At 35.3% G+C, this 10,326-nt stretch carries 12 protein-coding genes; 6 read left to right on the top strand and 6 right to left on the bottom strand.

Features of this window, described 5'->3' with window-relative positions; genetic code table 11:
• The first annotated feature begins 122 nt into the window (after positions 1-122).
• Entirely contained in the window at positions 123-431 is a 309-nt protein-coding gene (locus tag F955_RS00250; RefSeq protein WP_001061745.1) for a hypothetical protein, read from the top strand.
• 141 nt (positions 432-572) lie between these two features.
• Here F955_RS00250 and F955_RS00245 read toward each other — a convergent pair whose 3' ends face one another.
• Both F955_RS00245 and F955_RS00240 read right to left on the bottom strand, forming a co-directional pair.
• On the bottom strand, positions 573-1,388 hold the full coding sequence (locus tag F955_RS00245; protein WP_004889734.1) for a S1 family peptidase: 816 nt from the start codon (positions 1,386-1,388) through the stop codon (positions 573-575).
• Positions 1,389-1,440: 52 nt separating this feature from the next.
• Positions 1,441-2,103 (bottom strand): hypothetical protein, encoded by a 663-nt coding sequence (locus F955_RS00240; RefSeq protein WP_004889732.1) that lies wholly within the window; start codon positions 2,101-2,103, stop codon positions 1,441-1,443.
• Positions 2,104-2,305: 202 nt separating this feature from the next.
• Between F955_RS00240 and F955_RS00235 the strand changes: the two genes are divergently transcribed.
• The 3 genes from F955_RS00235 (at position 2,306) to F955_RS00225 (ending at position 4,649) form a co-directional block, all read left to right on the top strand.
• Positions 2,306-2,860, top strand: coding sequence for a hypothetical protein (locus F955_RS00235; RefSeq protein WP_004889731.1), 555 nt, complete (start codon positions 2,306-2,308; stop codon positions 2,858-2,860).
• The gene (locus tag F955_RS00230; protein WP_004889728.1) at positions 2,853-3,851 is read left to right on the top strand and encodes a HEPN domain-containing protein; all 999 of its coding nucleotides are present in this window, start codon (positions 2,853-2,855) and stop codon (positions 3,849-3,851) included. The genes F955_RS00235 and F955_RS00230 overlap by 8 nt, the downstream gene beginning before the upstream one ends.
• 186 nt (positions 3,852-4,037) lie before the next feature.
• The gene (locus tag F955_RS00225) at positions 4,038-4,649 is read left to right on the top strand and encodes a recombinase family protein (RefSeq protein ID WP_004889724.1); all 612 of its coding nucleotides are present in this window, start codon (positions 4,038-4,040) and stop codon (positions 4,647-4,649) included.
• Between the two features lie 424 nt (positions 4,650-5,073).
• On the opposite strand, the gene F955_RS00215 is transcribed toward F955_RS00225, so the two are convergent.
• From F955_RS00215 to mobQ, 4 genes are all read right to left on the bottom strand, one after another.
• The gene (locus F955_RS00215; protein WP_000537572.1) at positions 5,074-5,601 is read right to left on the bottom strand and encodes a plasmid pRiA4b ORF-3 family protein; all 528 of its coding nucleotides are present in this window, start codon (positions 5,599-5,601) and stop codon (positions 5,074-5,076) included.
• Between the two features lie 285 nt (positions 5,602-5,886).
• Positions 5,887-6,450, bottom strand: coding sequence for a plasmid replication DNA-binding protein (locus tag F955_RS00210; protein WP_004889718.1), 564 nt, complete (start codon positions 6,448-6,450; stop codon positions 5,887-5,889).
• A gap of 63 nt (positions 6,451-6,513) precedes the next feature.
• Positions 6,514-7,407 (bottom strand): replication initiation protein RepM, encoded by an 894-nt coding sequence (gene repM, locus F955_RS00205; RefSeq protein WP_004889713.1) that lies wholly within the window; start codon positions 7,405-7,407, stop codon positions 6,514-6,516.
• 516 nt (positions 7,408-7,923) lie between these two features.
• Entirely contained in the window at positions 7,924-9,360 is a 1,437-nt protein-coding gene (gene mobQ, locus F955_RS00200) for a MobQ family relaxase (RefSeq protein WP_004889711.1), read from the bottom strand.
• Between the two features lie 209 nt (positions 9,361-9,569).
• On the opposite strand from mobQ, the gene F955_RS00195 reads away from it, so the two are divergent.
• Both F955_RS00195 and F955_RS00190 read left to right on the top strand, forming a co-directional pair.
• Positions 9,570-9,836 (top strand): mobilization protein, encoded by a 267-nt coding sequence (locus F955_RS00195; RefSeq protein ID WP_121980254.1) that lies wholly within the window; start codon positions 9,570-9,572, stop codon positions 9,834-9,836.
• Positions 9,837-9,850: 14 nt separating this feature from the next.
• Positions 9,851-10,159 carry a hypothetical protein gene (locus F955_RS00190; RefSeq protein WP_001061745.1) on the top strand — a complete coding sequence of 103 codons (309 nt, stop codon included), beginning with the start codon at positions 9,851-9,853 and terminating at the stop codon, positions 10,157-10,159.
• The last annotated feature ends 167 nt before the right edge of the window (positions 10,160-10,326 follow it).

Raw genomic sequence — 10,326 nt, 5'->3', positions numbered from 1 at the left:
TGTATGCTAAAAATCACTGAAGAAGATGAACAGGCACGGGCTAAATTGATCGCTCAGATGGACCGGTATTTGACGGATGAAAGAGACAGAAAGTTATTTAATCTTTAATGTAGAACTCTAATATGAATAATTTATCAATAACTTCTCCCAAGGCTCCCTTGATTAAATCTTGGTTTGGTTTTGTCTTAGGTGCAGCATCTGTTGCTATAAGTCTCTTTGGCTTATCCAAGAGTTTTGATTTAGCCGGAATTTTAAGTACTTTGGGTTTTTTATGTTTTTGGTATCCTTGGAGTCAAATGACTGGTTGGAAGGATCCAATAAAGAACTTTTTCAAAGTAGATGATCAATCAATGAGTAAATCATGCATCTACTTAACATTGATCGCCACAATACTACTTATAACTTCTACCGTGATAACTTTTATTAATTAAAATTCTAGGAAATATCCATTTATTTGGCTTTATACAAAGTGAGGTTTTTACCTCACTTTTTTGATTGCGTATAAGAGATTTTATGTTAAATGAGAGCTAAAAAATGCCTGAATTATAGGCATTTTTTATAGTTTATATATTTTAAGTTGCATTATTTCTTTGAATAATTTCATGAACAGTTTTTAGAATTTGTAATGAGATTCCTATTGATGAGCCTGATGGGACTTTTAATGTGGAATCCTTTGATTGATGTGCTGGAGTTATTGCACGTTGTGTTAATACTCCTAAAGCAACACCTTCTTCATTGACAATAGGCCCTCCACTTGCACCACTATGCATCCCATTATCTATGTAAAAAACGTCAGTTTCTATTCTTATATTTTGGGAGTTATCATCAGCAAAAATACGACGAATATTTCCAATATAACCATGTTTAATTATTGGACCTGTCATATCTGCTAAGTATCCTTCCTCTCTAATTGCTTTAATAAACTTATCTGCACCAAATGATTCTGGATCAATAATTTTTTCAATCGAAAATGGTATATTAAGTTCATCTGAATAGCCTGCAACAAATACTCTTTGTCCTAGATTTACTGAATTAATACTTGCAGGTAGAAAGGGGAATTTGAAAGGTTGCTCTTCTTTTGGTCGTAATACAGCTATATCTAGCTGTATTATTTCTTTAAAAGATGGGACGTTAATTTCAAATGAGCAAAAAGATACTGCATATTCAACTAAAGGTAACTCGGGAAACTTTATCAAAATTCTTTGCTGTGGATGAGTGTAATCTTCTTTTTTTATAGGCATCCTACCAGTCACTACATGTGCAGCAGTAATAACTTCACCTGTATCCGTAAAGCTAAAACAAGTACCTTCACTTATAACTTCATCACCTTCAAAAACTGTCACATATCCACAACAGCGTTGGATTTTTTCATATAAATCTTTAAACATACTTTTCTCTTTTTTTTTAGCCGTACCCAATTTTCAGATATAAACTGAATAATTATGGTTTTTTCGCAATAATTTCCGTAGCTCTTTGATGTTCATCAAGCCATGTGGCAGTTGTAGTACAGCGATAGCTAACTAAAGATAATATTTTTTGGTAATCATCAGATAAATTGCGTGTAAAAATTGGTTCGTGATGTGCAATGCGGTTACGCAAGCGTCTAATTTGCTCTAATTCATCATAAATTAGCTTTCTTCTATCTTGGATACTTACCGATGTATTCATATTGGGAAATAGATCAGTAAGATATGGATTCCAGAAACGCTGATCATGTCTGCTTGTGAAAATACTTTGCCAAAATGCGAATTTCAGCTCAGGAATAACTTTTCCTGTTGTTCGCTGATTTAATCGAGCATTTATGAGATCTTTTTTAGGGCTAAAACCACGAGTAGGATTAGGTAAGCTTCGTTCAAAACCTGAAGACCAGGGCCATCTATCTCCATAAATATTTTCAATTGCTCTTGATACAGCATTCCGAATAGCAACTTCACATACATGCAAAGGAATAAGTAAGGCACCTGAAATATCTGCATTCCAAGCATATAAATTTAAGGCTTCTAAATTGTCAGGTTTCTTTCCACCAGTGGCATTTTCATAGGTTGAAATTCTTGCAGGTGAAATAACAATGGTTACAGCGTCTATTATTTTCTGATTTGACATATATGCATATAAACCTTATATTGAATGCACTAGCTATGGGATTTTGTTGGCTTGCCTCCCCCTGTAGACATACGATATCTTAAAAAACCCGCTTATGCGGGTTTTTTATTGCCTAAAATATAGGTAAGTAACCGATTGAATTATAAAAACTCTTACTTTTCATGTAATACATATATAGCAGAAATTATTTTAAGGATTTACTTTGGAACCCTGTCTAGAAAATATTTTTCACAAATACTTAATTACTGACTTAAATAGTAAAAATTATGCAAAAAATTTAACAAAATTAATTACGTTCTTCATATCTAAAGGGCGTTTTCTAGAAGCAAGATTTTATTTAGACCAGTTAGAAAAAACTCATAGTGGAAATATAATTTCTATTTGTTTGGGCTATAAATTAGCGATAACTCTTTTTGATAATCAGAGCGTAATTAAATATGATAACTTATTGTATTTAAATAGAAAAAATGATTTCGAATTGGAGTGGTATAGATTGCAATATTATTATTCAGTCAATAATATTCCGAGAATTAGAGAAAGTTCTAAGTTTTTATTATCAAACAGTTGCTTAGAACGCAATCACATAGAAACTATTTCGGAAGTTGTTTGGAATACTCATGATTATGAACTTACCGTAATGTTTCATAAATATGCCATAAAAAATAAGATTCGCTTTACTGATCAAATGGATAAATTGATTAGAAATATAGTTCTAGAGAATTTAAGAGATTTATTAGTGATGTGTAAAAATGTTTAATTTTCTTATAGTTAGGGTTTTAGAGTCTAATAGTTTTACTTTACCGAATACCATCATTTATGGTGATGTAGAATTGAGACCTGCTTCAGTTGATTCAGATAAAGAACTTACTGCATTAAAAGAATCAGCTGATGATCATAGATTGCAGTTTGATAAATACACTTATGCGGCAAGGATTTGTACGATTGTTTCTTCTGAAACAGTGCTAGAGGCTCTAAGCATAGCTGCTGATCGGTTCTCTACAATTCTGGATTTGAGCGCCAGTAAATTTCATATTTCTAATGTCGATGTTTCAGAGATCGGATTTGCTAAAAATTTAGCTTCAGGTGAACTACATCCTGTTAAAAGGTGGGGATTTAACCCATCAACATCTTTTGTTATGTCCCATGGAAATATTCAGAGGATGGATGATATTAACTATATTCTTGGTTTAGATTGTGAGCTAAGTCAAAGATATTTAAGAGCTTTACATTGGGCTAGACATGGTAGACATGAAAATAATAGTCAGTTAAAGATATTGTTTAATTGGTTTACGTTAGAAGCATTATTAAAAGAGGGAGAGTCTGATAATATTTCTTCAAACATATGTTTTTTAATGGGATTTCCTAATAATAAAAAAAGGTTAGAAATATCTGAACCCTTTCTAGCCAGTATATCTGATCATCCTAGATATGATTTTTGGAAGAAAAAATTAATTGAAGATGTAGATAAGATTCGAATTTTTCGAAATAACTCAGCTCATTCTGGATTTAGGATAGTTGATTTTTCAAAGCCAGTTCTGGCGTTATATAGTCAGATTATGATTTATGGAACCTCTAGGAGTTTGGGAGCTGTTCGGTTTGCATTATTAAACAATGTTAAGACGCTAGTAGAGTTCAAGGAAAATATAGCTAATATCTTTGAAAATACAGCGAGAGCTAATGATATACATGGGAATATTATTTATTCATTAGATCAAGTACTATTGAATGGAAACGATAGTTATTTGTAAGATTTCCTAAAATTAACATAATACACGTTATACGAATTCCCAAGGCATGGCTTTTAGTTATGCTTTTTTTTATCAAAAGAGTATAGCTGAATGATAGCGAGCCAAATCGCATACAATATCTATCATTAGACTTAATGCAATAATTAAATGATATTGTTATCATTAATCTAATAGAATTAAGATTAAATGATAGAAATGAATACACGTATTTATCTACGAGCTTCAACTAAAGATCAAGATGCAGAAAGGGCTTTGCAGATTCTTCAGGATCTAAACCAAAACTTGAATTTGGGCGAAACCATTGTGTACGTGGAAAACTATAGTGGTACGAAGTTAGACCGACCTGAATTGAATAAGCTACTGTCAGAAGCAAATCAAGGCGACACCTTGTTGGTTGAAAGTATTGACCGATTATCACGCCTAACCCAACAGGATTTTCAAGAGCTGAAGCGCAGGATCCAGGAGAAGGGACTTCGTTTAGTCGTAGCAGATCTTCCTACTACCTACCAAATGATTCAAACCAGTGACAGCATTACTCATTCAATCCTGGATCTCATCAACAATATGTTGATTGATCTCCTGGCAACAATGGCCCGCCTGGACAATGAGAAACGTATAGAACGTATTAAGCAGGGCTTGGCACGTTCGGGTTACAAGCCAACAGGTAAGAAAGCCAATGAGGCTAAGCACAAACGAATAAAAGAATTACTAGCAGCTGGCAATATGACTAAGGAAGAAATTGCCAAAGCAGTGAATTGTGGAGTTGCAACTGTTTATCGAGTTGCTAAAGTCATTTAAAAAGGCTTGTATCAGTGCTTCCCTTATGTCATATCTATTTACAAAGGAGCAAGGCATTTTTAAAGATCAAAAGACGGAATTAATGATGAAAAAGCATTTGATTTTCCTTGTTTTTATAGTGATGGTTTTTATTTTAGCTCTAGTTGTAAAGATTAATAATGATCATAAAAAACGGCAAGCATTAAACAAATTGGAACTAGTTGAAAAGCAAATCCATTAGGTATATGAATATTAAGATAAATAAAAAGCCCTATAGTCTCTCCCGTTACTATAAGGCTTATAAATCTCTGCAATTTTTTTCTTAACTACCTACTTTTCCGATGTAGGTTATGAATATATTTTACCTATTGGTAAAAACAAAGATATAAGACAAAAGGTGAATATGCTAGGAATTTCGCATAACAACCATTATGTTAAATCAGGTTTAAAACTTAATATCATGTGAATTAAAGTAGGTCGGATCAAACTCTATCTCTCCTATTTCATCCTCGATAATTTGCATGTAATCGTCATATCTTGGATGTTTGGGGTCTTGTAATGCATCTAAAATATCAAGATATCCAAAAATTCCTCCAATATCTTCAAATGGAGCATGATTTTGACCATCTATACAACATGGATATTTTTTATTTAAATCAGGAGATTGTCTGCTTTCTACAGTAATCAAATGTTCCCAACAATCGCCAAAATCATATGTATATATAATTTTTTTACCTACACGTAGAACTTCTTTCAATTTTTGTCTTTTATTGATCTTTTCATGCTTAATAGTCGTGAATTCATGTAAATGGCTATCTTCCCAATCAAAAGCAGATTGAATTGCCTTATGGAGCCTAGATAAAGTAGCTGCCGATGAAATTTGAATAGTTCTCCAGATTTCAGGATCACTACCTAGCAGACTAATTTTTAATTGAAAAACTTCATCAGAAGATTTGAGCTTTACAGTTCCCATAACAGCCTAGTTCTCAAAAAATAGTTTTAGTAAATCTAAAATTAACATAATACACCTTATACGAAATGCGTTATAATTCTCTTGAAAATTGAACGCTGTAGTTCCTAGTTGATAGCCCGAACATCCCTGTTCGGGCTTTTTTTATCTTTTTTAGTGTTCCACGCTTAATAAATAAGCAATGTTCCACGATTTTATTCAGTTTTAATAAACATCATCCGGTTTTTTGGTGAGTCATTATTTCATTGCTGGCAATGAAATTGGCTCATCAAAAAATTGGAGTCCTGGTTAACCATACGGAAGGAAAAAACGGCTCAGGAAGCCTCTCTTTTTAGGTTCAGGTTCAACGTGTTCCGGAACAGGGATACGTTTGTTCTCTGGAGTAGTCAATCCGTCCTCTTTAACCTGCTTTAACTGAATATTTGTTGCCATATCAGTTGGGTTTGGCGAAATATTACTTTCAATATTTTCTTTATTAGGTTCACTACTAGCTTTAGGTGGCTTCATTTCAATTAGTGTAAGAAGCGTATCGATACGAGCATTAGCTTTAGCCTCTCTATCTTCTGCTTTTTCTAATTGTTTCTTTAAAAAGTCGATCTGATTTTTTAACTCTACTACTGTTTTATCAGTGTATTCAGGTGTATCCAGATTATGTATTAGAGACGTATCAATACGTTTTGACTGTTTTCCAGAAAACGGTTCACCATACACACGCAATAATTCTGAAAAGTCTATAAAGCCATCATGATCACGGCTTAGCACCCCATTTTTTATATCTTTATAAAGTGTCGCTCTAGATTTTTTATACAGTGTGGCAGCATCACTAACACTGTATTTTGTACTTGTTTTCATAGTGTATTACTGTGTATTTAAGATATGTATTGAAGAATACAATAAGTGTATTCTTCAATACACTCAAGGTTTGAAGCCCAAGTTCCGTAAGTAAGGTAAAAACTGCTTCTGTTGTTTTGGATCTCTAAGTTTTTCCTTGATTTTTGAAGCTAATATTTCATAGCTCTCACCCTCACGTGCTAGATGAGAAAGTTCATGTAAACGCGATAGTTGATTACCAAACATGTTTATCTGAGCATCTGTTAACTTATAGAACTCTTTCGGTATGTCTGTACTTTCCTGACCAAGACTTTTTGTTTTTTCTTTAAAAGAAAAAGTAATATGAGTAACTTTACGACCTGTTTTTTTCTGCTCATACGTCACACGTAAAGGGCTGTATTCATTTATTTGATCTACAGCAGTATCAATTACCCTTTTTTTAAAATCAGCAAATAACGGATACTTTTTACCTAGTTCCAGCATGGTTCGTAGATTATCAACAGAGATTTCACGCTTACCTATTTGTCTGTATTGCACCAGTAACTCATAGATACGGATACCGTACCCACTGTTGATACCTGCGATATCAGATAAAGCATATTTCGTAAATTCTCTACTTAGGTTAGATATAAAAGGCAAAATTGGTTTTGAAAAGCGAATACCAATGACACTTTGACTATCTAAAAACTGAACCTCTTGTACCCATCTCATTTTGATAGATTTATCGTCTACAGAGAGGTTGATGGACCTTTCATAAAGTCTATTAATCCCTTCTTTTAAATCTCTATAGGCTGTTTTCTCGTGTACTCCTAGGAGCTGTAATTCATTAACACTCACTGGGTATAACTCATCATCTGTGATGGGTTGATTCTTTGGAATACGTGAAATGGCTGCTAAGACAATACGTTGCTCTACGGCACTTAATTGATATGAAGCTTCTATAACTTGATTTGATTTTACAACTTGATTCTTATCCAAAATAAAACCATTTAATTTTTAATATATGACAAATATATACTTGTCATAGTTAGTAGTCAATCCGTCATAGTTAAGTAGTCAATCCGTCATAGTTAGTAGTCAATCCGTCATAGTTAGTAGTCAATCCGTCATATTTAAATGCTAAAACCATTGCTACTAAAGGCATACAGAGGGCTGAAAAGATTTAAAATATTTAAAAATAATTAAAAAAGGAAATTTTAAAAATTGCCCTTGGTTTTCGCTTCGCTCAAACTCTATTGAATCTCGCTTTCGCTCGATTCGTCGGGGCAATTTTTGGTTCACGTTTTCGTGACTTTTAGAAAAAGCAAAAGCAACTCGGAATTCGCTTCGCTCATAAGCTTTTTTTTCTCGCTACGCTCGGTTTAGGAATCAAATTTGGAAAGTTCGCACCCATACGGGATGCTCTGCCATGCAGGTGATTGATGGGTAGGGAGCTTGTAATCAGGGAAAGGGATGGGCAAATTTTCTCAGTTCGCTCGTAGACACTCGCTCTGTTTAGCGACTCATGCCACGAGATTTCATTTTAGGAGCTTGTTGCTGTGCTTTGAGCTGTTGTTCTTGTCTGAGTTTCATCTGTTGTTCTGCTTTGATCTCATCCACACATTTTTTAATGACTTGATAGGATGGGTATAGAGTCTGGTATTGCTTGGCTTTGGCTGGATGCTGCTTTTGGTACTGTTTCCAGGCATGTTCTTTGAATTTTTCGTTTTCCAATAAATCCTTCACACCATTTTTTTTCTGGTATTCATGTCTGCCTTTCAGTTGTTTATGTTCTTGGTAAATCGCATCACGTTGGGCTTCCCAGGCTTTTTTTCCAAACAGTAAGGGTTTGTTCTGGGTTAATTCGTTGTGTTGATCGACCAGGCTTTGCAATTTGTCATGACTTTGCTTGAGTCCGCTTTTCACGATCTCCTGGGCAAGCTGCTGATTGAACTCGTTTTGATGTTTGTGGTGCTTGGTCAGGTTTATTTCGGCTTGTTTGAGATTGCGCTGCATAAAATCCAGGTCTAGATTCGCGTCTTTTGCGCTGATTTCGCGTTTTAGCACTTTGCCAAGGGTTTCCCTCTGTTTTTCCTCAAACAGGGCTTTTTCGTCAATTGGTGGCGTTTTAGCACTATTTTCAATCTGAGTCTGCTGTTCTGTTTTCAATGCACTGAGTTTTATCTCGTTTTCAGCAATCAGCAGGTCCATATTTTTGCCGTATTGCAGCTGAGCCTGATTTCTTTCTTTGATTTCATCATTGGTTCGGCTGATTTCGGTTTCGATGCCTCTTCTACGTAGTTCGGTGACTTTCGGTCCTTCGTGCAGGGTGGCTTCCAAGCCATTCTCTTGGTCTTTGTAGCTACGGTGGTCGACCCGGGCGGTGGATCCGGCCAGATCCAGGTGCATATTGCAGATATCGGCAAAGTGTTCGCGCCAGTGCTCGATTTCTCCACTGTGTTTCTGATCGAGCTCCCGGGTTTTCTCTGTAAAACCTTCTGGAGTGAGTTTACGTGTGCTCATCAGGATATGGGCGTGATAATTGCGCTCATCACTGCCGGATCCGGTATGCGGTGCATGGATACAGGCATCGACTGCTACCTGATGTCTTTTCACGATGCTGGCACATAATTCTTCGAGCATGGCCAGACGTTGTTCCTGGTTCAGTTCACTTGGAAAGGCAATTTCAAATTCCCGGGCTACAGTCGAGTTTTTTCGGGTTTCCCGTTGTTCAACTTCGTTCCAGAGTTTTTCCCGATTTTTTAAATGTTCTGGTGCGCCTTCGGGTAAATAAATTTCTTTGTATTCCACACCGGTTTTTCGGCTGTAGTCATGTTCTCGGCCTTCACGTTCACAATAGATCTTTTCACCTGCCCGATAGGCAATCGCAGCAGTGGCGGAACGCCCTGCGGATCGTGCTACGGTTTTGACTGAAAAGTGGTAAATCGCCATGCCTGTTTTTCGCTTTTAAATTTTCGCGTAGTGAAATACAACCGTGAATACGGTTGTCGGGGTATTGGGGAGACCCCAATCGTACCTGCAAACGAAGTTTGCATAAGTGCGCTCTTCGAGGAAAACATTACTATACATATAGCACCTTGAATGCATATTCAAGTGCGCTTATGTTAGGGATGGTTTCCCAGGATGATGGTATTGGATTAATGAGTATTACTGAAACACTAGACAGCAAGATTAAGGCACAGGAAGAAAAGCTAAAACAGTTAAAGGCTCAAAGACAGGCAGCACTAGCAAGAGAACGTGCTAAAGAGAAACAACAGACTCGTAAAGATGATACTAGACGCAAAATTCTAATCGGATCCTGTATGCTAAAAATCACTGAAGAAGATGAACAGGCACGGGCTAAATTGATCGCTCAGATGGACCGGTATTTGACGGATGAAAGAGACAGAAAGTTATTTAATCTTTAATGTAGAACTCTAATATGAATAATTTATCAATAACTTCTCCCAAGGCTCCCTTGATTAAATCTTGGTTTGGTTTTGTCTTAGGTGCAGCATCTGTTGCTATAAGTCTCTTTGGCTTATCCAAGAGTTTTGATTTAGCCGGAATTTTAAGTACTTTGGGTTTTTTATGTTTTTGGTATCCTTGGAGTCAAATGACTGGTTGGAAGGATCCAATAAAGAACTTTTTCAAAGTAGATGATCAATCAATGAGTAAATCATGCATCTACTTAACATTGATCGCCACAATACTACTTATAACTTCTACCGTGATAACTTTTATTAATTAAAATTCTAGGAAATATCCATTTATTTGGCTTTATACAAAGTGAGGTTTTTACCTCACTTTTTTGATTGCGTATAAGAGATTTTATGTTAAATGAGAGCTAAAAAATGCCTGAATTATAGGCATTTTTTATAGTTTATATATTTTAAGTTGCATTATTTCTTTGAATAA

This window comes from Acinetobacter schindleri CIP 107287, assembly GCF_000368625.1.
Classification (GTDB): Bacteria; Pseudomonadota; Gammaproteobacteria; order Pseudomonadales; family Moraxellaceae; genus Acinetobacter; species Acinetobacter schindleri.
This window is presented reverse-complemented; position numbering and strand designations above follow the sequence as displayed.

What these genes read in the sequence shown, in the direction of transcription:
- F955_RS00250 (WP_001061745.1), top strand. Translation starts at nt 123, where the DNA reads ATGAATAATTTATCAATAACTTCTCCCAAGGCTCCCTTGATTAAATCT.
- F955_RS00245 (WP_004889734.1), bottom strand. Translation starts at nt 1,388, where the DNA reads ATGTTTAAAGATTTATATGAAAAAATCCAACGCTGTTGTGGATATGTG.
- F955_RS00240 (WP_004889732.1), bottom strand. Translation starts at nt 2,103, where the DNA reads ATGTCAAATCAGAAAATAATAGACGCTGTAACCATTGTTATTTCACCT.
- F955_RS00230 (WP_004889728.1), top strand. Translation starts at nt 2,853, where the DNA reads ATGTTTAATTTTCTTATAGTTAGGGTTTTAGAGTCTAATAGTTTTACT.
- F955_RS00225 (WP_004889724.1), top strand. Translation starts at nt 4,038, where the DNA reads ATGATAGAAATGAATACACGTATTTATCTACGAGCTTCAACTAAAGAT.
- F955_RS00215 (WP_000537572.1), bottom strand. Translation starts at nt 5,601, where the DNA reads ATGGGAACTGTAAAGCTCAAATCTTCTGATGAAGTTTTTCAATTAAAA.
- F955_RS00210 (WP_004889718.1), bottom strand. Translation starts at nt 6,450, where the DNA reads ATGAAAACAAGTACAAAATACAGTGTTAGTGATGCTGCCACACTGTAT.
- mobQ (WP_004889711.1), bottom strand. Translation starts at nt 9,360, where the DNA reads ATGGCGATTTACCACTTTTCAGTCAAAACCGTAGCACGATCCGCAGGG.
- F955_RS00195 (WP_121980254.1), top strand. Translation starts at nt 9,570, where the DNA reads ATGAGTATTACTGAAACACTAGACAGCAAGATTAAGGCACAGGAAGAA.
- F955_RS00190 (WP_001061745.1), top strand. Translation starts at nt 9,851, where the DNA reads ATGAATAATTTATCAATAACTTCTCCCAAGGCTCCCTTGATTAAATCT.